This is a genomic window from Phytopseudomonas punonensis (assembly GCF_900142655.1).
Lineage (GTDB): Bacteria > Pseudomonadota > Gammaproteobacteria > Pseudomonadales > Pseudomonadaceae > Aquipseudomonas > Aquipseudomonas punonensis.
Genome location: NZ_FRBQ01000007.1, coordinates 14,085 through 39,796, shown reverse-complemented (window position 1 = coordinate 39,796; position 25,712 = coordinate 14,085). Strand labels below are relative to the sequence as shown.

The following is a 25,712-nucleotide window of genomic DNA, read 5'->3' as shown; positions in this document are numbered from 1 at the left end:
TCGTCCTATACGTGGTACGTGCTGTCAGGCACGTCGGTGATAAACATATGGCCCGGCGAATGGGTGATCGCGAAGGGCACGCCGGAGGCCATGACTGCTGCCTGGGGCGTCACGCCGCAGGCCCAGAACACCGGCACTTCGCCGGGCTCGATGCGCACCGCGTCGCCGAAATCCGGCGCCTGCAGGTCTTTGATGCCGAGCCGCTGCGGCTCGCCGATATGCACCGGGGCGCCGTGCACCGAGGGATAGCGCCCGGAAATGCCGGCCGCCTCGGCGACGCGATCCGCCGGGATCGGCCGCATCGACACCACCATCTCGCCGTGCAGACGGCCCGCCGGGCGGCAGGCGCGGTTGGTGCGGTACATCGGCACGTTGCAGCCGTCGGTGATATGCCGCACGTCGATGCCGGCTTCCTGCAGGCCAGTCTCGAAGGTGAAGCTGCAGCCGATCAGGAAGGTCACCATGTCGGCGTGTTCCGCCCAGGCGGCGGTGGCGTCGCTGACTTCCTCGGCCAGCTTGCCGTCACGCCAGATGCGGTACAGCGGCAGGTCGGTACGCAGGTCGGCGCCTTCGGCCAGTACCGTGTGCGGGCTGCCGGCGTCGCTCACGTCGAGCACCGGGCAGGCCTTGGGGTTGCGCTGGGCGTAGAGCAGAAAGTCATAGGCCCAGTCGCGGGGAAGGGCGATCAGGTTGGCCTGGGTCATGCCCGGCGCGATGCCGGCCGTGGGCGTGACACGGCCGTTGCGGTACTCGGTGCGGGCCTGGTGGGCGGCGGCAATAGCGGCCTGCTGGGCGCGTTGGATGGCGTTCATCGGGCGGCTCCGGCGAAGGCTTGCAGGGATACGCCAGACTTCTCCAGCAACTGACGCACCTCGCGAGCCATCTGAATGGCGCCTGGGCTGTCGCCGTGTACGCAGATGGAGTCGGCTTCGATGCGCGTGACACTGCCGTCGATGGCTTCGACCTCGCCGCTCTGTACCAGGTGCAGCATGCGCTGGGCCACCTGTTCGGCGTCGTGCAGCACGGCGCCTGCCTCGCGGCGCGACACCAGAGTGCCTTGCGGCGTATAGGCGCGGTCGGCGAAGGCTTCGGCGATGCAGGTCAGGCCTTCGCGGCGTGCCAGCTCGATCAACGGCGAACCGGCCAGGGCGACGAGCACCAGGCGGGCATCGACCGCGCGGATCGCCGCGATCACCGCCAAGGCCTGGCGGGTGTCGTGGGCGATGGTGTTGTACAGCGCGCCGTGGGGTTTCACGTAGCGCACCTTGGTGCCGGCAGCAGTTGCCAGGGCCTGCAGGGCGCCGATCTGGTAGATCACGTCGGCGGTCAGCTCGTCGCTGGCCACATCCATGTTGCGGCGGCCGAAACCGACCAAGTCCGGGTAGGCGACGTGGGCGCCGATGGTCACGCCCTTGGCCGCAGCCGCCTTGAGCGTGTGCAGGATGCCGGCCGGGTCGCCAGCGTGAAAGCCGCAGGCGACGTTGGCGCTGGTGACGATGTCGAGCATCGCAGCATCGTCGCCCATGGACCACTGGCCGAAGCTCTCGCCCAGGTCGCTGTTGAGGTCGATGGTTGGCATGTCGTTATCTCCTTACAGGTTCACGAAGGCCAGGATCGGGCCGACCGATTTGGCTGCCATATACCAGGTCAGTGCGCAGGTCACGGCGCCGAGGGCCAGCAGCCAGCGTGGGTAGTGATAGCCGCCCATCAGGTCACTGCGGCGCCAGCCCACGTAGACGAAAATGCTCAGGCCGATGGGCAGAATCAGACCGTTGAAGCCGCCAGCGAACAGCAGCAGTGCCGCCGGCGCGGTGCCCAGGGCTACATAGATGGCCAGCGAAACGGCGATGAACGCCACGGTGGCATGATTACGGCCACGTTCGCTGATATCTGGCATGAAGGCAGTGATGAACGACATTGACGTGTAGGCAGCACCGATCACGCTGGTAATCGCAGCGGCCCAGAGCACCAGGCCGAAGGCACGCAGACCGAGCTCGCCGGCGGCAGCCTGGAACGCCTGCGCAGCCGGGTTGGCGCCTTGGCCGGAGGTGTCGATGATCACGCCGCTGGCGGCCACGCCGAGAATCGCCAGGAACAGCACGTAGCGCATCACACCGGTTACCGCGATGCCGCTGAGCGCCGCCTTGGTGACTTCCTTGATGTGCTCCTCGCCAACCAGGCCGCGATCCAGCAGGCGGTGCGCGCCAGCGTAGGTGATATAGCCGCCTACGGTACCGCCGACGATGGTGGTGATGGTGGCGAAGTTGATCTGGTCTGGCCATACGGTCTGGCGCAGCGCTTCGCCCAGGGGCGGGTTGGAGGCGATGGCGACGAACAGGGTGAGCAGGATCATCAGCAGGCCCAGCACCACGATCAGCCGGTCGATGGCAAGGCCGGCACGTTTGGACAGGAAGATACCGATTGCCACTAGGGCGCTCAGCGCGCCGCCCCATTTCGGATCCAGGCCCATCAGTGCGTTGAGGCCCAGGCCCGCACCAGCGATGTTGCCGACGTTGAACACCAGGCCGCCAAAGATCACCAGTACCGCGAGTAGATAGCCGCTGCCGGGAATCGCCGCGTTGGCGATGTCCGAGGCGCGCATGCGGGTCAGGGTGACGATGCGCCAGACGTTCAACTGAACCACGAAGTCGATGAGGATCGACGCCAGGATGCCGAACGCGAAAGCCGCACCCATGTTGGCCGTGAAGGTGGCCGTCTGGGTAATAAAACCGGGGCCGATGGCCGAGGTGGCCATCAGGAAGATGGCTGCGATCAATGATGAGCGGCGTGAGCGCGCGAAGTCGGCGGTGGTCTGGGCCTGCATGGAACACTCCTGGGGCGAAGTAACGGGTGCAGGGTGTAAGGCAATGGGCATGCCACATTGCGATGAAATGGTGTGATCTGTTGATTCTAGATGGTTTTATTGTTCAACAATCTAATTTGTATTGATGATCTATTTGCACTGTTTTGTTACTTCGATACCCAGCGTTGTTTCACCATGGTGCGCAGGGTGACAGCATGGCCACTTGCCTGAAGCGTGCCGCTCGGTGACCATCGCTGCATTCGGCTCTATGAAGAGCCCGGCCCTGGCCTGGTGGAACGATGATGAACAACGACGTATCTGACAACCCGCGCACGCTCGGCGAGACGGTGACTGCGGAAATCCGCCGCAAGCTGGTCGAGGGCGAACTTGTGCCGGGGCAGCGGCTGTCCGAGGCGGCGCTCAGCGAGAGTCTGGACATCTCGCGCAATACCCTGCGCGAAGCCTTCCGCGTGCTGACCCAGGAAGGCCTGCTCAAGCACGAACCCAACCGCGGCGTATTCGTCTCGGTGCCGGACATGGCCTCGATCATCGAGATCTACCGGGCGCGGCGTTTCGTTGAATGCCAGGCGCTGGCCCAGGCTTATCCCAAGCACCCTGGGGTCAAGCGTATGCGCGGGGCGGTGCAGGCGGCGCAGCGCAGCGCCGAGGTGGCGGATTGGGGCGCGGTGGGTACGGCCAACATGGCCTTTCACGCGGCCATCGTCGAGCTGGCGGACAGCCAGCGCCTGAATACCTTCTACCGGCACCTATCCGCTGAACTGCGCCTGGTATTCGGATTGCTCAACGACGCCGAATTCCTGCATGCGCCCTACATCGACATGAACGCCTCGATTCTCGAACACCTCGAAGCCGGCCGCCCGCACGACGCTGCCAAGGCGCTGGACGCCTACCTGGTGCAGTCGGAACGCACCATCCTGGCCGCCTACGCGCGGCGTGGTTCCTGAGTTCTTTCCAGCGAATAACCGCCCTGGGCTTCGGCACACAGGCTGCCTTCGCCACCGGTATCGGCAGCCTTGGCGCAGCTGTCGATATAGGCCGCCAGGTGATGCAGCTCAATGAACTTGGGCGCCTTGGCGCTGCTGTCCAGTGTGGTAATGGGCAGGTTCAGGCGGCCGCTGGCGATGGCGCGGATGAAGTTGTCGGCGCTCAGGTGACGGAAATACACCGTGCGCACGCGGTCGATGGGCACCAGCACGTCGCCGTGGGTGCGGAATAGGAGCTCCAGCGTCTGGAGCGGCAGGTGCGGCTCAGGCTGAGTGTTCATGGTCGGCTCGGTATGGGGTCAGGTCTCGTTGTCCGGGTTCATGGGGCGCGCCATCATTCTTCGGTGAAGCGCGAGGATTTGAGGATGCCACCCACTAGGTGAATCTTGGTGACGTTGTCCTGGTGTATATGGATGGGTGGGTGGTTCTGGTTGACGCTGTCGAAGCGGTACATGCCGTCGCGCAGGTAGATGTATTCCTTGATCATCGCCTGGCCGTCCAGGGTGCGAACCATTACCTCGTCGCCGGCGTGAAACGGCTTGTTCGGCTCGATCAGCACGTATTCACCGTTCTTGATTCGTGGGTGCATGCTGTCGCCGTTCACCCTTAGGCCGTAGGCATTGGGGTCGTCACTGTGAATGCGCAGGTAGCCGTCGCCATGGCCGACGGGAAAGTCGATCTCCTCGAAGTAACCCTGAGTACCCAGTTGCGCGTGCCCCACCACCGGCACCGCGCCGACACGAGCGTGACCGACTGCCTGGGTGTCGGCAGGCGAGGCGTCGGGTAGCTCGTCGGTACCGGCCAGCTCAGCGAGGCTGACGCCCAGTGCCGGAGCGAGCAGCAGCAGATCCGCCAAGGCAGGCTCGCGCAGGTCGCTTTCGTAGTTGCCAATACGTGATTGGGATGACCAGCCGCAGGCTTCGGCCAACTGTTGCTGGCTGAGGCCTTTGCTCTTGCGTAGACGCTTGATGCGTTGCCCGAGGGTTTCCATTGCTCCACTCCGTTAATCACGATATGAAATATTTATAGCGCAGTTCTTTGCTTGAATAAAACACGTTATGTGATTATTTTTATTTTGGTCGACTACCGGCTGCGCTGGCAGGTGGCTGAGCGGGTCACGGGTTATTCGTGTGATCGTGACCTAGGTGTAATAGCGCCGCGGAATGCGGTAGAGGAGGAGTTGGATGATCTCTTACATCGATGAAGTATTGGAGCTGTGGGCCGAAGAGCGGCAGGGCGGAGGCAGTGAGAGCGGCTCCGGCATGGCGGGCAACGTGATTGCTTCGCTTATGGCATCACAAGGTGTGCTTAACCGTAGCGCCCGCGGCAGCCGCGTATTGGTGGATCGGGCAGCGGAGGTCGAGTGGATCGTCAACAAGCATCTGTCGCCCGAGCAGCGGCAAGTGGTCACTGCGCAATATTGCAATGGTGGGGCGAGCGCTGCGAAATGGGCGGCCTGTGGTTGTAGCCGGGCGCAGTTCTACCGACGATTGGGGCAGGCCCACCGGGCCATCGAATCACAGCTTCTGAAGCGCGCCGCCTGAGCGCGCTTTTCATTTCTACTGGCGGCAGCGCTCACTGCTGCGCATGTTTTCTCTCCAGAAAATGACGCTCAGCCAGCGGGCTTGAGGCGCCTCGGCGTGGGCTTTTCAGTGGCGCATCAATGCTGGATGCGATGCGTGTCCGTTTTTTCTCAGTGCGTTCACGCTGATCACCGCGCCACCCTTGAGGCCCTGAGAATCGGGGGTTATAAATTCATCACCGTCACAGAGGTGGGCGAGCAGTCAGCCAGCCTCATGACTTAATCAACAGCTACAGGCGCGTCGAGCCGCGCTGCAACACACCGACCTTCCTTAAACAATGCCCCGCCCATGCGGGGCATTGTCGTTTCAGGGGGCGGCATAACCTCAATGTCGTCGGGGCCGTCGGCCTCGGGGAGTACGATAACAATGACTGAATTCAGCAGCGCCGTGCTGTTCGGCGTGCTCGGCGAGCATCTCGCCGCGCTGATCGCTCCAATCAATGGCGAGGCTGCACTCGGCGCCTTGTGCGGGGCCCTGGTGTACTTCACCACTACGCAAAATCTGCCCATGTGGAACCGGTTGGCGTTCTTTCTGACGTCAGCCGTGATGGGGTACCTGTGTGCCCCGGCGATCACTGACTTCCAGCTGCACGGCATCCACCCCTTCGCTTATCCGGGCCCAGCCGGTTTTGCCGGCGCCGGCCTGGTGGTGACGTTGATGCTGGCGGCGATTCGCCGGCGTACCGGCGCCCTGCGCGACAAACCGCCCGGAGACCGAGATGCCTGACTCGGCCACCAGGCTGCACCTCGCAACAAGCGATACCCGAACCCGTACAACGGCGCACTCCGCGCCGCTGTACTCACCCTGGCCCGCCACCGTGCGGGCTTTTTCATGTCTGGAGGAAACACCATGGCTATCAAAACCTTTGACCAAATGGCCGCTGCCGGCGAATTTCCGCTGATTGGCTTCAATGCTGCCGGGCTGGGCAACAACCCCTATGTGGATCCCATCACCACGGCGCGGCTGGACACCCACTACCTTACCGTGGCGCCGCGCGGCCATCAGCCGGACTACATCAAGTCCTACGCTGGCAGCCTCGGCGGCAAACCCTTCGCTGTACGCTTGCCCTTCGCCGGTGAGCGCATCGCCATTCTCGATGGCGCTGGCGGCTTCACCTTGCGGCAGAGTTACGTGGAGGAAATCCGCAAGGCCATCCGCCATATCCACAGTTGGGGCGGCTTTTCGCTGCTCGACATGCACAACTACTGCCGCTGGTACGTGCGCGCCAACGGCCCGGTGAGTGGTCGCGTGGTGCAGTCGTGGGGCGGCGGGTTCGCCTTGTGGACCGCTATCGGTGCGCCGGATTGCCCGGTCAACTACACCCTGCTGGCGCGTATCTGGGCGGCCATTGCCCGAGAGCTGCGGGACGAGCCCGGGCTGTTTGGCTACGGCCTGATGAACGAGCCGCACAACATGGGTAGCGTGCCCGACGGCGGCGTCAACGTCGAAACCCTGTGGACCAACAACGTGCAGCGGCTGATCACCGCGGTGCGTGAGGTCGATCCGCGGCACTTCATTACCGTGGCCGGCAATTCGTTCGCCTCGGCCTTGTATTGGCCGCGTAGCTCCGACGCCCTCAAGAACCTGCAGGATCCTGGAGGCCGCCTGCTCTACGAGGCGCACCAGTACCCGGATAAGGAGGGTCAGGGTGGCGGCAAATGGACTCAGGGAGAGGAGTCCATTGCCTACCGGGAGCGCATCGCGGACTGGGCACCCTTTATCGACTGGCTCAAGGCCAACGGCAAGCGCGGCATCGCCGGCGAATTCGGTGGGCCGGATCATGTGCCCGGCATGCGCACCTACTTCACCGAATTGCACAAGTACTTCGACGCCAACCACATCCTGCGCTTCCAGTGGCTGGCTGGGCCTGGTGATGACGACGACAGTCCCAATGGCATGGACCGCAACGACGGCACCCTCAAGGCCAATACGCGTTCGTTGATGGCGCGCATCGGCAACACCACCACGGCCTACGGCCCACGCTGAAACAACCCACATGACCCGCTTCGGCGGGTCATTCTATTTGGAGAATTCCCATGGCCCGAATTACTGCCACCCAGGCGGGTGGCCAAAACGTACTCGCCTTTCTCGACATGCTCGCCTGGAGCGAAGGCACCTCGACCATTACCAGTAGCGACGACGGCTACAACGTGCTGGTTGGTGGCGCGCTGTTCGATGACTACAGCGCGCATCCACGCCGGCTGATCGAACTGCCGCGCTACGACATTCAATCCACGGCCGCTGGCCGTTATCAGTTCCTAGCGCGGACCTGGGATGCGATCGTCAGCCTCTACAACTTTCAAGGCCGCTTTACGCCACAGGCACAAGACTTGGCTGCGGTGAAGTTGCTCGATGAGTGTGGTGCACTTACCCATATTCAGGCTGGGCGAGCTGCCGAGGCGATCAACGCCGCGGCGCCCATCTGGGCCAGCCTGCCGGGCGCCGGCTACGGTCAGCGTGAGCACGATCTCGCTGCGCTGCTGCGCATCTATCGGCAAGAGCTCGCCGGCCAGGCGCGCGATCAGGATGACCTGCTGGCCATGTACATCGCCTCTGGCGGGGAGGTGGCCACATGAGCCTGCTAGCGCTGATTCCGGCCCGTTTGCGCCTGCCTATCACTGCTGTCCTGGCGCTGACGCTGTTATTCGGCGCCGCGAGCCTGGGCTGGGTGGTGCAAGGCTGGCGCATGGGTGAAAGCTTGGCCGAGCGCGACAAAACCCATGCCCAGACCCTCGGCCGCATCCAGAGCGCCGCCGCGCTTGAAACACAACGTGCCAATGACAAGCGCCTGATGCTCGAACAGCAGTTGCAGGCGTCCTCCCAGATCCGATACAGGAAACTTACCGATGCCGAAGATACTGCTGCGCGCCTGCGTGATCGTCTTGCTACTGCTGAACTACGGCTGTCAGTCCTCACCGCAACTTCAAGAAATGCCGACGCCGGTCACGACGCCCGGCTGTCCACCACCACCGCTGCCGGACGCCTGGTGGATGGCGCCGAGCGAGCCAACATTGACCGAGGAGCTGCTCAACAAATTGTCGCCATCACCGGGCGCGGTGACCGCGCCATCATCGCCTTAGGCATGTGCCAAGCGTACGTGCAGGCGATAAGCCAGGAGGGCTAACGGTGTCGTCTATGGATGGTTATCCGGCGCGGGCGGCGTTTCCGGCAGAAGAGTGGCTTGCTGAGCGGGCACCGTCAGTGTTGGCAGCCTGGCAGTGAAACAGGTGCCGTCCGCTTCGCTTGAGGTCACACCAATTGTGCCGTTATGCCCGCGCACGATTTCCGCTGCGATATACAGCCCCAAACCCAGCCCCTCTCGCTGCCCCTGCTCGGAGCGGGTGTAGGGCTGGAACAGTTTCGGCATCAGCTCGGGTTCTATTGGCACGCCGCGATTCCAGACGGAAATCACTAGGTGGCAAGCCTCGACGCTAATATTGACCTTGATGAGTCCACCACGCTCGCCGTGGGTTACCGCATTTGCCAGCAGGTTGGACAGCAGCTGGCACAGCCGTACCGGGTCGCAGCGATTGAGCGGCGCAACGGAGATCGACTGCTCGATGCTCGCCAGCGGATGGGCCGTAGCGATTTCGGCAATCACGCGCTGCAAATCGCTCTCTAGGGTTTCGACGATCTGCGGTTCTACGGGAATGCCGCTGCCCAGGCGGCCGCGAGCAAAGTCGAGGATATTTTCGATCAACGAGCCCATGCGCTTGGCGCTGCTCTGGATTGCCGTGGCGAGTCGGCGCTCCGGACGATCGATCAGTTTGGACTCCAGCATGTCGGCGCCCATCCTGATCGCGCTCAACGGCGTTCGTAGGTCGTGGCCGAGAACCGCAATCAACTGCTCGCGCAGATGCCCGGTTTTCTTTTCCATCGCCAACTCTTGCTGGCTCTCATCAACGGACGCCTGCATGTCCAGGTTCGCCGCAATCAATTGGGCGAAAAGTGTAAGCGTTTCGGTGATGACTGGTATATCGAGGTTGGCTGGTGCCGAGTCGATCGCACAGAGTGTTCCGAAAAAGTCTCCATTGGCCCTTACGATTGGAATCGATACGTAACTCTCCAGGCCATACAGCTTGGGTGTGTGATGCCTGGAAAACAGCGGATGTTCGCTGGCGTGAGCGAAGATCACCGGCGTGCGGTGCTGTCTGATCTCATTGCAGATGGTGGTCTCCAGCGCGAGCTCGTCGCCCGGCTTGAGGCCGAACGCTATCGAGTCATCGACCGCGCAAGTGACCCACTGTTTATCCGTTACCCGGGCCACTGCTGCGAAACGCATGCCTGTCACCTGTTTGACCATGCGCAAGATCATCGGAATCGCTTCGATCTTCGCGACGGCGCGCAGGTCGGGGCCAAAATTTATCGTCGACATTTCGGCCATTCCGATTGCAAAAAAGGCAGAGTACAGGAGTGGTTCAGGTGGCTCATCGAACTTTACAGTGAGGCCAGCACTGCGCCGTCGCGCCGCGACTAACGGTGACCGATAGCCGATCCGGCAGAGTGATATTGCACGCGCTAGCTTGCTGGGCTACTGTGCGGGCAGATAAACGCGAGACTTCCCCGTGAACGCAAGCAGCACCCTTCTGATGCGCCTCATCAAAGCCCACGCCCGCTGGCGTTGGCGCGCCTGATCTTTTCTATCCGGTCACGCCGGACGATTCTCTCTGCCTTGCTCGACCCCTGAATAGATATTCTCCCAGCATGAAAAACTGCGGGTACGAATGGGGCATCGAAAACTGGGCGATTGGCTGAAGAGCAGTAAATCAAAGGTTTAAAACATGCTGCTGATGATCGACAACTACGACTCCTTTACCTACAACGTGGTGCAGTACCTGGGCGAGCTGGGTGCCGACGTTCACGTTATCCGCAATGACGAGCTGACCATCGCGCAGATCGAGGCGTTGCAGCCCGAGCGCATTGTTGTGTCGCCAGGCCCATGCACGCCGACCGAAGCCGGTGTGTCTATCGAGGCTATCCTGCATTTTGCCGGCAAGCTGCCGATTCTTGGCGTTTGCCTCGGTCACCAGAGCATCGGCCAGGCCTACGGCGGCGACGTGGTGCGCGCCCGCCAGGTGATGCACGGCAAGACCAGCCCGGTGTTCCATGAGGACAAAGGCGTGTTCGCCGGCCTCAACAATCCACTGACCGTGACCCGCTACCACTCCCTGGTGGTCAAGCGCGACACGCTGCCGGATTGCCTGGAAGTCACAGCTTGGACGGCCAACGAAGACGGCTCCGTCGACGAGATCATGGGCTTGCGCCACAAGACCCTGAACGTCGAGGGCGTGCAGTTTCACCCCGAGTCGATCCTTACCGAGCAGGGCCACGAACTGTTCGCCAACTTCCTCAAGCAGGCCGGAGGCGTGCGCGCATGAACATCAAGGAAGCCCTCAACCGCATCGTCACCCAGCTGGACCTGAGCACCGAGGAAATGCGCGCAGTGATGCGCGAAATCATGACCGGTCAGTGCACCGACGCGCAGATCGGCGCGTTTCTGATGGGCATGCGCATGAAGAGCGAAACCATCGACGAGATCGTCGGCGCCGCCAGCGTGATGCGTGAACTGGCCGCACCTGTGGAGATCGCCGCCGAGCGCCTGGTCGACACCTGCGGCACCGGCGGCGACGGCATGAACATCTTCAACGTCTCCACTGCCGCCGCCTTCGTCGTCGCCGCAGCCGGCGGCAAGGTGGCCAAGCACGGTAACCGCGCGGTCTCAGGCAAGAGCGGCAGCGCCGATTTGCTCGAGGCTGCCGGCGTTTATCTGGGGCTCACCCCGGTGCAGGTGGCGCGCTGCGTCGAGACCGTCGGCGTCGGCTTCATGTTCGCGCCGTCTCATCATGGCGCGATGAAGCATGCCATTGGCCCACGCCGCGAGCTGGGCTTGCGCACGCTGTTCAACATGCTCGGTCCGATGACCAACCCGGCTGGCGCCAAGCACCAGGTGGTTGGCGTGTTCAGCCAGGCGTTGTGCCGCCCGATGGCCGAAGTGCTGCAGCGCCTCGGCAGCGAGCACGTACTGGTGGTGCATGCGCAGGATGGTCTCGACGAGATCAGCCTGGCGGCGCCGACCTTCGTCGCCGAACTGAAGAACGGCGTGGTCAGCGAGTACCGCATCCAGCCCGAAGATTTCGATATCAAGAGTCAGAGCCTGATCGGCCTCACCGTCGACGGTGTCGGGCAATCGCTGGAGCTGATCCGGGATGCCCTGGGCCGCCGCAAGACTGATGCCGGCCAGAAAGCCGCCGACATCATCGTGCTCAATGCCGGCGCGGCGCTTTATGCAGCTGACCATGCCGACAACCTGCAGGGTGGTATGAGCCTGGCCCATGACGCGCTGCACACCGGCTTGGCCCGGGAAAAGATGGAAGAACTGGTGTCCTTTACCGCGGTATTCAAACAGGAGAATGAAGGGTGAGCATTCCCACCGTTCTGGAAAAAATCCTCGCCCGCAAGGCCGAAGAAGTAGCAGCACGTCGTGCCGTGGTCAGCCTCGCCGAAGTCGAGCGTGAAGCCCGCGCCGCCGACGCTCCACGCAGTTTCGCCAATGCGCTGATCGAGAGAGCCAAAAGCAAACAACCTGCGGTGATCGCCGAGATCAAAAAGGCCTCGCCGAGCAAAGGCGTGATTCGCGAGAACTTTGTGCCGGCGGAAATCGCCCAGAGTTATCAGGATGGCGGCGCCACCTGCCTGTCGATCCTCACCGACATAGATTTTTTCCAGGGCGCCGACCGTTACCTGCAGGAAGCGCGCAGCGCCTCCTCGCTGCCGGTGATCCGCAAAGATTTCATGATCGACCCGTACCAGATCGTCGAGTCGCGGGCACTGGGCGCCGATTGCGTGCTGCTGATCGTTTCGGCACTGACCGATGCGCAGATGGCCGAGTTGGCGGCCACCGCCAAGGCGTTCAATCTAGACGTGCTGGCCGAAGTGCATGACGGTGACGAGCTGGAACGTGCGCTTAACGTGCTGGACACGCCGCTGATTGGCGTCAACAACCGCAATCTGCACACCTTCGAGGTGAGCCTGGAAACCACGCTGGATCTGCTGCCGCGCATTCCGCGCGACCGTATGGTGGTGACCGAGAGTGGCATCCTTAATCGCGCCGATGTCGAGCTGATGGAAATCAGCGAGGTGTACGCCTTCCTCGTTGGCGAAGCCTTTATGCGTGCGGAAAATCCGGGCGCTGAGCTTGGACGGTTGTTCTTCCCCGAGCGTAAGCGGTTCATCGGCAGCCCTGATGTCGACTGACTGATACGAAAAACGGCGCCCTCGAGGCGCCGTTTTCATTCACCGGGATTATTACAGCGACAGGCGCATCGACAGATCCACGGCCTTGACGTCTTTGGTCAGCGTGCCGATGGAGATGTAGTCCACGCCGGTCTCGGCAATGCCGCGCAGGGTGGTTTCGTTCACGCCGCCCGATGCTTCAAGTTTGGCGCGGCCGGCGGTGATGGTCACCGCACGGCGCATGTCATCCAGCGACAGCTCATCGAGCATGACGATATCTGCGCCAGCCGTCAGTGCCTGTTCCAGCTCGTCCAGATTCTCGACTTCCACTTCAACCGGCTTGCCTGGTGCGATGCTGCGCGCAGCGGAAACCGCCGCCGCAATGCCGCCGCAGGCCGCGATGTGGTTCTCCTTTATAAGGAAGGCGTCGAACAGCCCTATACGATGGTTGTGGCAGCCGCCCTGGGTGACCGCATACTTCTGCGCCAGGCGCAGGCCCGGTAGCGTCTTGCGGGTGTCGAGCAGCTTGACGCCCGTGCCTTCGACCAAGGCAGCGTAATGCTGGCAATGCGTGGCAACGGCCGACAGCGTCTGCAGAAAATTCAGCGCCGTGCGCTCACCGCTGAGCAGAGCCCGCGCCGGGCCTTCCAGATGGAACAGCGCCTGATTCGGCGCAGCCTGCTGACCATCTTCTACCTGCCAGTGCACGGCCACACGCGGGTCAAGCTGGCGAAACACTTCATTTACCCAGGCTGTGCCGCAGATCACCGCGCTCTCGCGGGTGATCACGCTAGCATGCGCCAGCCGCGATTCTGGAATCAGCTGAGCAGTGATGTCACCGCTGCCAATGTCTTCGCGCAGGCTGCGACGGACATTGGCCTCGACTTCGGCGCTGAGTTCGGTGAGCAGTAGGTTCGGCATGCAAGCCTCCGATTGGCTGAGGCGGCGATTATAAAGGCAGTGGCAGCTGCTGTTGCGTTCATCGGGTAAAAATGAACCCTGGGTGTAACGATCGGTCACATCTGCAGTCCCGGGAACAGCTTGCTCGATGGGCTGTGATGTATTTCATATCTGCAGGAAATTGCTTTGGCATCTCCAGCAGCATTCCGATATGTTTTAATACAGAAGTATTGACGTCATACCATTGACGTTGAAGCGGTGCTCGTATTCCTGTTTCAGTTTGCTTCACCAGCGCTCTGCGCAGGAGATCTTGATGAAGAACGATGCCAACGTAGTGCATCTGAACAAGATGGTATCTGAGGCGGCCCATCCGGCAGCTTCCAGGTTGCCTGCATCGCTCATTCAGGTTCGTGACCGCGCCGCTACCCAGCTCAAGCAAGCATTGCAGGCATTGTTCGACAATGCTGACGACACGCTTTTCGACATGGCCGATCGCGCCACCAGCAACGCTGAACAGAACGCCTTCTTCGAAGCCATGCGCGACCTTCGCCTCAAGCGCAAAGGGATCGAGCGTGGCTTTTTGCAACGTGTCTTCGAGTCGTTCGCCGGCCTCAACCAGCACGTAGTCGGTAAAGCGCCGACTCTCGATGCCGTTTCGTTCGACAGTCTGTCGCTGGTGCAAAACGACGAGCTCGAAGAAACCGTTGCCCTGGATTCCATGATTGCCAAGGTGCTGAGCCGTGATCACGTTGCGCTGACGCACCTGACTACGCGCCTCAATGCGGTGGTCAGCAAGAAGCTCGATGACAAATCCAATCCCCTTGGGCCGGTTTCGCTCAGCGAACTGTTCCTCGAGTCCTGCAGCGGGCTTGGCGTCGAGATCAAGGTCAAACTGATCATTCTCAAACTGTTCGAGAAGTACGTGCTCAGCGGCCTTGAGCAGCTTTATGCCGATGCCAACGCTGTGTTGGTCGAGGCTGGTGTGCTGCCGGAGCTCAAAGCAGTGGTGCCGCGTCGCAACGCTACCCCGAATCGACCTGAACGTAGTGAGCGCACTGAACAAGTTGACGGCTTCGAGCGCTCCACCAGTTTTGCCGACGACGATGTCCGCGAGGTGTTCAGCGCGCTGCAGGAACTGCTATCGCAGACCCGTGACGGCTTGGCGCCGCGCCGCCAGGCTCCCGCCAATGCGATGCCGATTTCCACCAACGATTTGATGCGCCTGCTTTCTCACCTGCAGCAGCGCGCTCCGATCCAGGCTCCGATGGATGTCGATCTGCGTTCCCAGCTCGAACACTTGCTTACACGTGCCAGCGCCAAGAGCGGTCGTGTTCGCGTAGTAGGCGAGGTCGATGAAGACGTCATCAATCTGGTGTCGATGTTGTTTGAGTTCATTCTCGACGACCGCAGCCTGCCTGATTCGCTTAAGGCACTGATCGCCCGTCTACAAATCCCAATGCTCAAGGTTGCGGTTCTCGACAAGACCTTCTTCAGCCGAGGTAGCCACCCGGCGCGCCGCCTACTCAATGAAATCGCCACCGCCGCACTTGGTTGGGGCGAGCACGACAGCAGCCAGCGTGACAGCCTGTACCAGAAGATCGAACAGGTTGTGCAGCGCCTGCTTAACGATTTTACTGACGATCCGGCGATCTTCTCCGAGCTGCTCGCCGACTTCCTGGCCTTCACCGGCGACGAGCGCCGTCGTAGCGAGCTGCTCGAGCAGCGTACTCGCGATGCTGAGGAAGGCAGCGCACGTGCCGAGATGGCCCGCCGTGAAGTGGAACAAGCGCTTAATGAACGTCTGCTCGGCAAGACCTTGCCGGAAGTAGTGGTGCGGTTGCTGCGTGAAGCCTGGAGCAAGGTCATGATGCTGACCTGCCTCAAGCACGGTACCGATTCCGAGCAGTGGCAGAGTTCGCTCGCTACCATGGACGAGCTGATCTGGAGTGTTGAGCCCCACGATAATCCCGAGGCGCGTCTGCGCTTGCTGGAATTGGTACCCGGGTTGCTCAAAGCTCTGCGTGAAGGAATGGCTAGCGCCGCGTTCGATCCGTTCTCCACCAGCGAATTTTTTAGTCAGCTCGAAGCGCTTCATGTCCAGGCTTTCCAGCGCTTCAAACGTGCGATACCTGATGTAGAGCGTGCTGCGCCTACTGAGTCGGACGAAGTGCAGCGGTCGGCGTTGTCCGCGGTTGGAATCGAGCTGCCGTTGCTTGATCTGCAGCTTGAGGAAGACAGCAGCATTTCGGCGATGGTAGAAGTTGTCGAAGAAATCGTTCTCGAGGCACCGGGGCAAACACGGATCGAGGAAGAAGAGCCTGTTATCGCCCTTGATGACGAAGCAATGCTGCATGTCGACGCCCTGCGGGTCGGGAGCTGGGTCGAGTTTCAGGAAGATGAGGAGCACAAGCTGCGTTGCAAGCTGGCAGCGATCATCAAGCCGACCGGCAAGTACATTTTCGTCAACCGCACCGGTATGAAAGTGCTCGAGAAAACCCGTGTGGGGCTTGCTCTGGAATTCCGTCGCAATGCAGTTCGCCTGCTCGATGATGCGCTGCTCTTCGACCGCGCCCTGGAGTCGGTGATCGGTAATCTGCGTCGCCTCAAGGGCGCCTGATACGGCTACGCTTCTCGATCCAATCCTCACGGCCCGCAAGGGCCGTGAGTCGTTCTGGGTCGTGGTGAAAGGCCGCGCGCCGTGCTGGTGACTTGCGCCGAAAGCTGAACAGCCCCTAGAGTGTGCGCTCGTTCGAGGAGCCCCTATGCGCAAGCAGCTCGAAGACGGCTGGTATCAAGGCATTCAGCACTGTCCTTCGCCCAACTTCAATGAGCGCCCGCAGGGTGAGATTTCCCTGTTGGTCATTCATAACATCAGCTTGCCTCCGGGCCAGTTTGGCACCGGTCAGGTGCAGGCGTTCTTCACCAACTGTCTGCAAGCCGATGCGCATCCTTATTTCGCGGGGATCGCCAGCATGACGGTTTCCGCGCATTTTCTGATCGAGCGCGATGGCCGTATTTTCCAGTTCGTGTCGTGCCTGGATCGGGCGTGGCATGCCGGTGTGTCCTGTTTCAAGGGGCGAGAGAACTGCAACGATTTTTCGCTGGGCATAGAGCTCGAAGGTACGGATCATTTACCGTTCACTGATGCGCAGTACGCTGCACTCATCGAGCTGACGCGAGCATTGCAGATGGCCTATCCGGCAGTCACCATCGAGCGCATTTGTGGGCATAGCGATATTGCGCCGGGCCGCAAGACCGACCCGGGGCCGGCATTCGATTGGGCGCGGCTGCGCTCTGCATTGATCAAAGATAAGGAGGCGTCATGAGTTTCCTGGTGTTGCTGCTGGTGCTCTGGGTCGAGAAGTTCTCTTCCTGGCGTCAGCGTGTCCAGCAGGACGAGCCCTGGCTGCGAGCCCTGTGGCGGATGGAGCGAGGCGGCACGACCAGTGATTCGCCGTGGCTGGCAATCGCGCTGCTGGTCGGCGTCCCGCTGCTGGTGCTAGCTCTAGTATTGAAGCTGCTGGCGCCGCTGGCTTACGGCTGGTTGCTGCTGCCTGTGCATTTGCTGGTGGTGATCTACAGCCTGGGCCGTGGTGATCTGCTTGCTGCACTGGGGCCATTCCGTGATAGCTGGCGGCGTGGCGATAGCGAGGCGGCTTATCTGGTGGCGCAGCGCGACCTCGGCGTGCAGGCCGAAGGTGAGGCGACCTTGCTGCCGAGTGTGCAGACCTACATGGTTTGGCAGGCGTACCAGAGTTTCTTCGCGGTGATCTTCTGGTACGTGCTGTTGGGGCCTCTTGCTGCGCTGGCCTATCGGCTGCTGGCGCTGCTGGTCGAGCATGGTCAGTCCGAGTCGCTGCGTGAGCGTGCCGGCCAATTGCGCCATGCCTTCGACTGGCTACCCGTGCGCGTGCTGGCGGCGAGCTTCGCGCTGGTGGGCAACTTCATTGCAGTCACCCGGGCTTTGCTGCACGAGGTGCTCAGCTGGGATATCTCGGCAGCGCAATTGGCTGCCGGTGCGGCGCGTGCCGCTGCAGAGACGCCAGAGCCGACGCCCGGTGAGCCGGGTGTGAAGACCTTAGATAGCCTGTGGCAGCTGTTGGTGCGTGCCGCCATTCTCTGGTACGCCGCCATAGCGCTGTGGACGTTGCTGTTTTAAGCGCTTAGTCGCAATGCCAGCCGAACAGTTGGCTGGCATTGCGACTGCTGGCGGACGCCAGTTCTTCGGGGGCTATCTCGAAAAGCGTGGCCAGCTCGCGGCATATATCTGGTAGATGAACCGGACTGTTACGCACATGTGGGTGCATCGCTGGCGCCATGTCCGGTGAGTCGGTTTCTAGCACCACCGCCTCCAACGGCAACCGCGCAATCACTTGGCGCAGGCGCCTTGCTTGGGGCCAGGTGGCTGCGCCGCCCAGGCCCAGCTTGAATCCCAGCTTCATATATTCCCGCGCTTCCTCGTAGCTGCCGGCGAAGGCATGGATAACGCCGGCACGGCGAAGCTTGTAGCGTTTCAGGGTGGCAATCACCTGGGCGTGCGCGCGCCGAACGTGCAGCAGCACTGGCAAGTCGATGCGCTCGGCTATCGCCAGCTGTGCTTCGAACAGCATCTGCTGACGTTGCCGATCCAGCTCCGGCAAGTAGTAATCCAGACCGAATTCGCCGACTGCGCAGAGCTTTCCGTGACCTTGAAGGCTGAGCAGCCATTGCTCCAGCCGTTCCACATCCTGCGCCTGGTGCTCGGCCAGATACACCGGATGCAGGCCGAATGCGGCGTACAACCCGTCGTGGGCCAGCACCTGATCCCACACGCGCTGCCAGTTGCCATGCTCGACACCCAATACCACCAGTTTCTCGACACCGAGCTCGCGCGCCCTGGCGAGCACGGCCTGCCGGTCCGCGTCGAAGTCGGGAAAGTCGAGGTGGGTGTGGGTATCGATCAATTGCATGTCGTGCTGCCAGATGAGTAAAAGGTGTATGCAAAGAGGTTTTGTACACCTGCGTTGCAACATTCTGTGAGTCATTCCGAGTGTTGGCCAGTCGAACGCTCAGGGACGGTGATTGTGGGGATCGCCGATAACAAAAGGGGCGGTCGTATGACGCGTCTTCGCAAGATACTCGCCTGGTGCTTCGCCAGTCTTCTGCTATTGATCGCAGCACTGATGTTGTTTCTGGTGTTGTTCGATTGGAATTTGCTCAAGCCCACGATTAATGCCCGCGTTTCCGAGGCGCTCAACCGACCCTTCGCGATAGAGGGCAACCTGGCCGTTACCTGGCAGCGCGAGCCCGGTGAGCCAGGGGTGCGCGCCTGGGTGCCGTGGCTCCATGTATCTGCCGAGCAGCTCCGCCTGGGTAATCCGGAATGGGCCAAAGGCGAGCATTTCATCAGTCTGGAACGGGTGGAAGCCAGTCTGTCGCCGCTGCCGTTGCTGTGGAAAACAGTCTCCATACCGCGCATTTATCTGACTGGCGCAGACGCCGCTCTGGAGCGACTGGCCGACGGGCGCGCCAACTGGACTTTCGATCTTGGCGCGCAGGAGCAACCTGAGCAGGAAGAGGCTTCGCCATGGGGGATGGACATCGGCACCATCGGCTTCGACAAGGCGCAGGTGAGCGTCAATGATCTGGTTTCGCAGGCCAGCGTGAATCTTCAGGTCGAGCCCCTGGGAGAGCCAATCGCCTTTGCAGAGATCGCAGGCAAGCCGGCCAGTCAGGCCGATGGCGATACTGCGCAGCCGCAGGACTATGCGTTCGCCTGGCAGGCCAAAGGGCGTTACAAGAACCAGGCACTCAGCGGCACCGGGCGCATTGGCGGATTGCTGGCGCTGCAGGATGCTGGCCTGCCATTTCCGGTGCAGGCCGATGTTCGCGCCGGCACCACGCGCGTGCAAGTGGCCGGCACGCTCACTGATCCGAAAAATCTTGGCGCGCTTGATCTGCGCCTGCGGTTGTCCGGCGCCAGCCTCGGCAACCTCTATCCGCTAACCGGCGTCACGCTGCCAGATACACCTGCCTACTCCACCGATGGGCAACTGGTCGCCCAGCTACAGGATCCAGATGGGCCGCTGTTTCGCTATGAAAAATTCAATGGCCGCATCGGCGATAGCGATATTCATGGCGATCTCACCTTCGTGGCGCGAGAGCCGCGACCCAAGCTCTCTGGCACTCTGGTATCCAATCAGCTGCGCTTTGCCGACCTGGCGCCGCTGATCGGCGCCGACTCCAATGCTGAGAAGAAGCAGCGCGGCGCGGCCAGCGTTCAGCCGGCCGATAAGGTGCTGCCAGTCGAGGCGTTCAAAACCGAGCGCTGGCGGGATATGGATGCCGACGTGAGCTTCACCGGTAAACGCATTGTGCACAGCGAGCAGCTGCCGTTCACCGATCTGTTCACCCATGTGGTGCTCAACGACGGCAAGCTCGGCCTCGAACCGCTGCGCTTCGGCGTGGCGGGCGGCCGTCTGGATTCCACGTTTTATCTGGATGGCAGCGCCACGCCGCTGCGGGCGAACGCGCAGTTGAGTGCGCGCAATTTCCGCTTGCGCCAGTTGTTCCCGAATGTCGAGGTGATGCAGAGCAGCCTGGGCGCGCTGAATGGCGACGCCGCGCTGAGCGGTACCGGCAATTCGGTAGCTGCCTTGCTGGGTGGCGCTAATGGGCACGTCAAGCTGCTGATCAACGATGGACGGGTCAGTCGCAACCTGATGGAAATCGCCGGGCTTAATGTCGGCAACTATCTGGTTGGCCGCCTGTTCGGTGACAACGACGTGGAGATCAATTGTGCGGCTGCCAACCTCGCCATCAAGCAGGGTGTGATGAAGCCGCAGCTGATGGTGATCGATACCGAGAATGCCTTGATCGGCGTGGACGGTACCGTCAACTTCGGCACAGAACAGCTCGACCTGACCATCACGCCGGAATCCAAGGGGCTGCGTATTTTCTCGCTACGCTCGCCGCTGTATGTACGCGGCACCTTCAAGAACCCGAATCCGGGCGTGAAGGCTGGTCCGCTGGTTCTGCGTGGCGCCGGTATGCTTGCACTCGGTGCGCTAGTAGCGCCGGCTGCCGGCCTGGTTGCGCTGGTTGCGCCGAGTGGTGATCAGCCCAACGAGTGTGAGCCGCTGCTGCAGCAGTTGCGTCAGGAGCGATAGGGCGGTTCCCGCTGAATCGCGTCGCCGCCCGACCAGGCGAGGCTTTTCGAAGGCTGCCTGGCGCGGTTACGTCGTTAGGTTTTAGCTAAAACGGATTTTCAGTCCCCGTTCGATGGCATCCAATCCCGGTTGATAGGTGCCTTCGAGAGCGCTGAGCAAGCGTTCGAATACGCGCTCGGCAATGCGCTCGTGTTGCTGGGAGATGGCATTGACGCGCATCGGTAGAAAATCCAGCAACTGCGCATCACCGAATGTGCCGAGGCGTAGCGTGCGGGTATCCAGCTCCGGGTGTTCGTACAGCGCGTCGAGCACGCCCTCGAGCAATACATAGGCCGTGGTGACCAGCATATCCGGCAGGTTGCCGTTGGCCATCAGCTCACGCATCTGCCGATAACCCCAACTGCGACTGAACTGCTCACCATGGCTGACGCTGATCAGGCCATCGAAGCCGGCCAGCGCCTCACGAAACCCTTGCTCACGCGCCTGGCTGATCGGCAGTTCCGGGCGGGCGCCGATCATGGCGGCATGACGTTGGGCGGGTTGCAGCAGGCTCTTGGTCAGTTGCTCGCCGGCCTGGCGATCATCACTGACCACCGAATACAGCCGGCTGGGGTCCAGTGCGCGGTCGACGGCAATCACCGGCGTACCGGCGGCGACCAGCTGCTGGTAGTCGGTAGCATCCGGCGGCAGGCAGCTAGCGACGATCAGTGCATCACAGCGGCGTGAGCGAAACAGTTCGAGCAGTTGCCGCTCGCTATCTGGTTGATCGTCGGAGCTGGCGATCAGCAGCTGATAACCCGCCGCTCGCGCCCGTTGCTCGAGCAGCTTGGCCAGCCGGGCGTAACTGGGGTTTTCCAGATCCGGCAGGATGAACCCCAGACAGCGGCTTTCCCCGCGGCGCAGGCCGGCAGCTTGGGTGTTGGGACGATAGTCGTGCTTCTCCACCACCTCCAGCACGCGCTGGACGGTAGCCGCACTGATGCGGCGCTTGGCGGCCTGGCCGTTGATCACATAACTGGCGGTGGTCAGTGAAACGCCGGCCAGGCGGGCGATGTCGGTCAATTTCAACGGGGCGTTCCTCCTCTCGCAGGCTTCAAGGATTACCCATTATCAGGTAACGTGCCAGTGCTAGATGAAACGATTCAGCAAACAAGTCGACTAAGCTAACAAGAATGTCCGCCAAGCCCGTCTGCAGCCGGTCTTGCTTGAGGAGAAACATCATGCTCGAACTTCACCCTTCACAAATCCAGATGGGCCGACAGGCTGTCGACAAGCAGCAGGCGCTGGCCCTGCTTGCCGAGAGCCTGGTCGCCGACGGTCTGGTGGCGGCCGCTTACCTTGAGGGCATGCAGGCGCGCGAGCGCCAGGGCTCGACTTACCTGGGGCAGGGCATCGCCATTCCCCACGGCACGCCGGAAACGCGCGATCAGGTGTTCCAGACCGGCATGCGGCTGATCCAGTTTCCCGAGGGTGTGGATTGGGGCGATGGCCAGCGTGTGTACCTGGCTATCGCCATTGCCGCGCGTTCCGATGAGCACCTGCATTTGCTGCAACTGCTCACCCGGGCACTTGGGGAGGGCGACCTGAGCCAGGCGCTGCGTGAGGCCAAGGATGCCGACGCCATCCTTTCACTGCTGCAGGGCGCCGCGCCCGAGCTAGCTCTGGACGGACAGTTGGTGAGCCTCGGTGTTGACGCCGACGATCTCGACGAGTTGACCTGGCAAGGCGCGCGTTTGCTGAAGAAGGCCGGCTGCTCGGCTGCCGGTTTCGCCGCCAGTCTGGTGCAAGCCGAGCCGCTGCCACTGGGCAATGGGCTGTGGTGGCTGAGTAGCGAGCAAGGTGTCGAGCGGCCGGGCCTGGCGTTCGTCACCCCGGCGCAGCCGCTGCAACGTGGTGAGCAGCCGGTGGCTGGTCTGTTCTGCCTTGCCTGCCTGGGCGAAGGTCACCGCCAGGTGCTTGAGCGCCTGTGCGATCTGCTGATTGCCGGGCAGGGCGAGACGCTCACCCAGGCCACCAGCAGCCGCGGCGTGCTGGAAGCGCTGGGTGCTGAGTTGCCTGCCGACTGGCCGACGCTGCGCATTACCCTGGCCAACGCCCATGGTCTGCATGCCCGCCCTGCCAAAACGCTCAGCGAAATTGCCCAAGGCTTCGACGGCGAAGTTCGTGTTCGCCTGGCTGAAGGCGTTGCAACGACCGTCTCGGCCAAGAGCCTGAGCAAGCTGCTGGCCCTGGGCGCGCGTCGCGGTCAGGTGCTGGAGTTCAGCGCCGATCCGGCCATTGCCGAGCAGGCTTTGCCTGCCATCGAAACAGCAGTGCGCGCCGGACTTGGTGAGGAAGTCGAGCCGCTGCCTGAGCATGCCGAGAACACCGTCGAGCCGACCCCTGAAGCGCCGGTCACCGATACTGCCGTCGCGCCGGTCGCCGGCTCGCGCCTTCATGCTGTAGCGGCTTCGCCCGGTATCGCCAGTGGTCCGGCGTTCGTGCGGCGTATGCCGAAACTGGATTACCCCGAGCGTGGTGAGGGTGTTGCTGCAGAGCGCCAACGCCTTGATGACGCACTGCAGCACATCGATGGCGAAATCCAGCGCTTGGTCGAGAGCAGCGCCGAAGCCAGCATTCGAGAAATTTTCGTTACCCATCAGGCGATGCTGCGCGACCCGGCGCTGCGTGAAGATGTCGATGTACGCCTGGCCAGCGGAACCAGTGCCCAGGCGGCCTGGATCGGCGAGATCGAAGCGGCCGCGGCGCAGCAGGAATCCCTGCACGACGCTTTGCTGGCAGAGCGTGCAGCTGACCTTCGTGATGTCGGGCGCCGTGTGCTGGCGCATCTGTGTGGCGTCGAGGCGCCGCAGGAGCCGGTCGAGCCCTACATTCTGGTGATGGGCGAAGTCGGCCCGTCGGACGTGGCCAGTCTCGATCGCCAGCGAGTCGCCGGTATCGTCACCGCCCGTGGCGGCGCCACTGCTCATAGCGCGATCATCGCCCGGGCGCTGGGCATTCCCTGTGTGGTTGGCGCCGGCGAAAGCCTGTTGTTGTTGGAGCAAGGCAGCCGTCTGCTGCTCGACGGTGACCGTGGTCAACTGTGGGTCGAGCCGGACGAAGCGACCCTCGCCCAGGCCGAGCGTGAGCGTCAGGCCAGCGAGCAGCGCCGCGAGCGTGCCCATGGCGAGCGTATGCAGCCGGCCCGTACTCGCGATGGCCATACGATCGAGGTGGCGGTCAATATCGGCGCCAGTGGCGAGGCCGCGGGTGCGGTCGAGCTGGGTGCAGAAGCGGTGGGCCTGCTGCGTACCGAACTGGTCTTCATGGACCACTCTCAAGCGCCCGATGCGGCCACCCAGGAAGCCGAGTACCGGCGGGTCTTCGATGCCCTGCAGGGCCGCCCGCTGGTGGTGCGCACGCTGGATGTCGGCGGTGACAAGCCGCTGCCGTACTGGCCGATGCCCGAAGAAGAAAACCCTTTTCTCGGCGTGCGCGGCATTCGCCTGACCCTACAACGCCCGGAGATCATGGAAACCCAGCTGCGCGCCCTGCTGCAGGCTGCCGATGGGCGACCGCTGCGCATCATGTTCCCGATGGTCGGTCAGGTTGAAGAGTGGCGCGCCGCCCGGGAAATGGTCGAGAAGCTGCGCGGTGAAATTCCGCTCGGTGACCTGCAACTGGGCATCATGATCGAGGTGCCATCGGCGGCGCTGCTGGCGCCTGTGCTGGCCCGCGAAGTGGACTTCTTCAGCATCGGTACCAACGACCTGACCCAATACACCCTGGCCATCGACCGTGGCCACCCGACGCTTTCCGCTCAGGCCGACGGCGTGCACCCTTCGGTGCTGCGTCTGATCGGCATGACCGTCGAAGCGGCCCATGCCGAAGGCAAGTGGGTCGGGGTTTGCGGTGAACTGGCCGCTGACATGGTCGCCGTGCCTTTGTTGGTTGGCCTGGGTGTCGACGAGCTGAGCGTCGCCGCGCGCAGCATTCCGCTGGTCAAAGCGCGCGTGCGCGAACTGGATCTCCAGCATTGCCAGGCCCAGGCTCGCCAGGCGCTGTTGTTGCCTAGCGCGACGGCGGTGCGGGCACTCGTCGAGGAGGCGCACTGATGGCGCGGATTCTTACCCTGACTCTCAACCCGGCTCTGGACCTGACCGTCAGCCTCGACACCTTGCAGGCCGGCAACGTCAACCGCAGCCTGGGCATGACCACCCACGCGGCGGGCAAGGGGCTCAACGTCGCTCAGGTGCTCGCTGATCTTGGCCACAAGGTCACGGTCAGCGGGTTTCTCGGCCATGCCAATGCGGCGCCGTTCGAGCAATTGATTCACCGTCGCGGTTTCACCGATGCCTTCGTACGTGTACCCGGAGAGACGCGCAGCAACATCAAGCTCGCCGAGCGCGACGGCCGCATCACTGATCTGAACGGTCCGGGCCCCGAGGTGAGCGACGCGCATCAAGCGCAGTTGCTTGCCGAGCTGGAGGAGATCGCGGCTGGCCATGACGCCGTAGTGGTGGCTGGTAGTCTGCCCCGTGGTGTGACGGTCGAGTGGTTCACTGCCTTATTGCGTCGCCTGATCGCCTTTGGCCTACCGGTGGCTCTGGATACCAGCGGCGCTGCGCTACGAGCCGGGCTGGCGGCAAGCCCCTGGCTGATCAAACCCAACGAAGAAGAACTGGCCGAAGCCTGCGAGCTGGAGCATGCCTCGGCCGAACAGCTTAACAATGCGATTGGCACGTTGCGCCAGGCGGGTGTCGAGCACGTGTTGCTTTCGCGCGGCTCGCAAGGCGCTGACTGGTTCGGCCCCCATGGTGTGCTCAACGCCCAGCCGCCGCGTGTTGAAGTCGCCAGCACTGTCGGCGCCGGCGATTCGCTGCTCGCTGCCACGCTGCATGGTCTGCTAAGCGGCTGGCCCGCCGAGCGCACCCTGTGTTTGGCCACGGCGGTTGCAGCTCAGGCGGTGACGCAAATCGGTTTCGGTATTCACGATCGGCAACAGCTCGCCCGCCTGGAGGCGGCCGTGACTGTCACGTCGAAACAATAATTAGAGGTCGCT

24 protein-coding genes are annotated in these 25,712 nt (G+C 62.4%); 15 read left to right on the top strand and 9 right to left on the bottom strand.

Features of this window, described 5'->3' with window-relative positions; all coding sequences use genetic code 11:
• Positions 1 to 5: 5 nt before the first annotated feature.
• From BUC40_RS16580 to BUC40_RS16570, 3 genes are read right to left on the bottom strand one after another with little or no spacing between them, the layout of a single operon-like run.
• The gene (locus BUC40_RS16580; protein WP_073267284.1) at positions 6 to 812 is read right to left on the bottom strand and encodes a putative hydro-lyase; all 807 of its coding nucleotides are present in this window, start codon (positions 810 to 812) and stop codon (positions 6 to 8) included.
• Positions 809 to 1,579 (bottom strand): LamB/YcsF family protein, encoded by a 771-nt coding sequence (locus BUC40_RS16575; RefSeq protein WP_073267283.1) that lies wholly within the window; start codon positions 1,577 to 1,579, stop codon positions 809 to 811. The genes BUC40_RS16580 and BUC40_RS16575 overlap by 4 nt, the downstream gene beginning before the upstream one ends.
• A gap of 12 nt (positions 1,580 to 1,591) precedes the next feature.
• Positions 1,592 to 2,824, bottom strand: coding sequence for an NRAMP family divalent metal transporter (locus BUC40_RS16570; protein WP_073267282.1), 1,233 nt, complete (start codon positions 2,822 to 2,824; stop codon positions 1,592 to 1,594).
• Positions 2,825 to 3,105: 281 nt separating this feature from the next.
• Between BUC40_RS16570 and BUC40_RS16565 the strand changes: the two genes are divergently transcribed.
• Complete coding sequence (locus tag BUC40_RS16565) at positions 3,106 to 3,768, top strand: GntR family transcriptional regulator (RefSeq protein ID WP_073267281.1); 663 nt, start codon at positions 3,106 to 3,108, stop codon at positions 3,766 to 3,768.
• Here BUC40_RS16565 and BUC40_RS16560 read toward each other — a convergent pair.
• Complete coding sequence (locus BUC40_RS16560; protein WP_073267280.1) at positions 3,747 to 4,088, bottom strand: pyocin activator PrtN family protein; 342 nt, start codon at positions 4,086 to 4,088, stop codon at positions 3,747 to 3,749. The genes BUC40_RS16565 and BUC40_RS16560 overlap by 22 nt on opposite strands.
• A 53-nt stretch (positions 4,089 to 4,141) precedes the next feature.
• Positions 4,142 to 4,798, bottom strand: a complete 657-nt coding sequence (locus BUC40_RS16555; RefSeq protein WP_073267279.1) for an XRE family transcriptional regulator — start codon at positions 4,796 to 4,798, stop codon at positions 4,142 to 4,144.
• A 193-nt stretch (positions 4,799 to 4,991) separates the two neighbouring features.
• On the opposite strand from BUC40_RS16555, the gene BUC40_RS16550 reads away from it, so the two are divergent.
• From BUC40_RS16550 to BUC40_RS22915, 5 genes are all read left to right on the top strand, one after another.
• Positions 4,992 to 5,351 (top strand): PA0613 family protein, encoded by a 360-nt coding sequence (locus BUC40_RS16550; RefSeq protein ID WP_073267278.1) that lies wholly within the window; start codon positions 4,992 to 4,994, stop codon positions 5,349 to 5,351.
• A gap of 405 nt (positions 5,352 to 5,756) precedes the next feature.
• Positions 5,757 to 6,116, top strand: coding sequence for a putative holin (locus tag BUC40_RS16545; protein WP_073267277.1), 360 nt, complete (start codon positions 5,757 to 5,759; stop codon positions 6,114 to 6,116).
• Between the two features lie 123 nt (positions 6,117 to 6,239).
• Positions 6,240 to 7,376, top strand: coding sequence for a glycoside hydrolase family 5 protein (locus BUC40_RS16540; protein ID WP_073267276.1), 1,137 nt, complete (start codon positions 6,240 to 6,242; stop codon positions 7,374 to 7,376).
• A 50-nt stretch (positions 7,377 to 7,426) separates the two neighbouring features.
• The gene (locus BUC40_RS16535; protein ID WP_073267275.1) at positions 7,427 to 7,966 is read left to right on the top strand and encodes a glycoside hydrolase family 24 protein; all 540 of its coding nucleotides are present in this window, start codon (positions 7,427 to 7,429) and stop codon (positions 7,964 to 7,966) included.
• Positions 7,963 to 8,514 (top strand): hypothetical protein, encoded by a 552-nt coding sequence (locus BUC40_RS22915; RefSeq protein ID WP_073267274.1) that lies wholly within the window; start codon positions 7,963 to 7,965, stop codon positions 8,512 to 8,514. Before BUC40_RS16535 ends, BUC40_RS22915 begins: the two co-directional genes overlap by 4 nt.
• A 9-nt stretch (positions 8,515 to 8,523) precedes the next feature.
• On the opposite strand, the gene BUC40_RS16525 is transcribed toward BUC40_RS22915, so the two are convergent.
• Complete coding sequence (locus BUC40_RS16525) at positions 8,524 to 9,774, bottom strand: GAF domain-containing sensor histidine kinase (protein WP_073267273.1); 1,251 nt, start codon at positions 9,772 to 9,774, stop codon at positions 8,524 to 8,526.
• A gap of 397 nt (positions 9,775 to 10,171) precedes the next feature.
• Between BUC40_RS16525 and BUC40_RS16520 the strand changes: the two genes are divergently transcribed.
• From BUC40_RS16520 to trpC, 3 genes are read left to right on the top strand one after another with little or no spacing between them, the layout of a single operon-like run.
• Positions 10,172 to 10,768 carry an aminodeoxychorismate/anthranilate synthase component II gene (locus BUC40_RS16520; protein ID WP_073267272.1) on the top strand — a complete coding sequence of 199 codons (597 nt, stop codon included), beginning with the start codon at positions 10,172 to 10,174 and terminating at the stop codon, positions 10,766 to 10,768.
• A complete protein-coding gene (trpD, locus tag BUC40_RS16515; protein WP_073267271.1) occupies positions 10,765 to 11,811 on the top strand; it encodes an anthranilate phosphoribosyltransferase in 1,047 nt (348 codons plus the stop codon). Before BUC40_RS16520 ends, trpD begins: the two co-directional genes overlap by 4 nt.
• Positions 11,808 to 12,644 (top strand): indole-3-glycerol phosphate synthase TrpC, encoded by an 837-nt coding sequence (trpC, locus tag BUC40_RS16510; RefSeq protein ID WP_073267270.1) that lies wholly within the window; start codon positions 11,808 to 11,810, stop codon positions 12,642 to 12,644. Before trpD ends, trpC begins: the two co-directional genes overlap by 4 nt.
• 51 nt (positions 12,645 to 12,695) lie before the next feature.
• On the opposite strand, the gene nadC is transcribed toward trpC, so the two are convergent.
• Positions 12,696 to 13,544, bottom strand: a complete 849-nt coding sequence (gene nadC, locus BUC40_RS16505) for a carboxylating nicotinate-nucleotide diphosphorylase (protein WP_073267269.1) — start codon at positions 13,542 to 13,544, stop codon at positions 12,696 to 12,698.
• A 292-nt stretch (positions 13,545 to 13,836) separates the two neighbouring features.
• On the opposite strand from nadC, the gene BUC40_RS16500 reads away from it, so the two are divergent.
• From BUC40_RS16500 to ampE, 3 genes are all read left to right on the top strand, one after another.
• Positions 13,837 to 16,140, top strand: a complete 2,304-nt coding sequence (locus tag BUC40_RS16500) for a DUF1631 domain-containing protein (protein ID WP_073267268.1) — start codon at positions 13,837 to 13,839, stop codon at positions 16,138 to 16,140.
• A 145-nt stretch (positions 16,141 to 16,285) separates the two neighbouring features.
• Positions 16,286 to 16,849 carry a 1,6-anhydro-N-acetylmuramyl-L-alanine amidase AmpD gene (gene ampD, locus BUC40_RS16495; protein WP_073267267.1) on the top strand — a complete coding sequence of 188 codons (564 nt, stop codon included), beginning with the start codon at positions 16,286 to 16,288 and terminating at the stop codon, positions 16,847 to 16,849.
• The gene (ampE, locus tag BUC40_RS16490) at positions 16,846 to 17,682 is read left to right on the top strand and encodes a regulatory signaling modulator protein AmpE (protein WP_073267266.1); all 837 of its coding nucleotides are present in this window, start codon (positions 16,846 to 16,848) and stop codon (positions 17,680 to 17,682) included. Before ampD ends, ampE begins: the two co-directional genes overlap by 4 nt.
• Before the next feature lie 4 nt (positions 17,683 to 17,686).
• Here ampE and BUC40_RS16485 read toward each other — a convergent pair whose 3' ends face one another.
• Positions 17,687 to 18,472, bottom strand: a complete 786-nt coding sequence (locus tag BUC40_RS16485) for a TatD family hydrolase (RefSeq protein WP_073267265.1) — start codon at positions 18,470 to 18,472, stop codon at positions 17,687 to 17,689.
• 147 nt (positions 18,473 to 18,619) lie between these two features.
• Here BUC40_RS16485 and BUC40_RS16480 point away from each other — a divergent pair, with 147 nt between their 5' ends.
• Positions 18,620 to 20,671 (top strand): AsmA family protein, encoded by a 2,052-nt coding sequence (locus BUC40_RS16480; RefSeq protein ID WP_073267264.1) that lies wholly within the window; start codon positions 18,620 to 18,622, stop codon positions 20,669 to 20,671.
• An 81-nt stretch (positions 20,672 to 20,752) separates the two neighbouring features.
• Here the strand turns inward: BUC40_RS16480 and cra are convergent, their stop codons facing one another.
• On the bottom strand, positions 20,753 to 21,739 hold the full coding sequence (gene cra / locus BUC40_RS16475) for a catabolite repressor/activator (protein ID WP_073267263.1): 987 nt from the start codon (positions 21,737 to 21,739) through the stop codon (positions 20,753 to 20,755).
• Positions 21,740 to 21,891: 152 nt separating this feature from the next.
• Here cra and ptsP point away from each other — a divergent pair, with 152 nt between their 5' ends.
• Together ptsP and pfkB are read left to right on the top strand one after the other, a co-directional pair.
• Positions 21,892 to 24,765: a phosphoenolpyruvate--protein phosphotransferase gene (gene ptsP, locus BUC40_RS16470; RefSeq protein ID WP_073267262.1), complete on the top strand. Its 2,874-nt coding sequence runs from the start codon at positions 21,892 to 21,894 to the stop codon at positions 24,763 to 24,765.
• Positions 24,765 to 25,700 (top strand): 1-phosphofructokinase, encoded by a 936-nt coding sequence (gene pfkB, locus BUC40_RS16465; RefSeq protein ID WP_073267261.1) that lies wholly within the window; start codon positions 24,765 to 24,767, stop codon positions 25,698 to 25,700. The genes ptsP and pfkB overlap by 1 nt, the downstream gene beginning before the upstream one ends.
• The last annotated feature ends 12 nt before the right edge of the window (positions 25,701 to 25,712 follow it).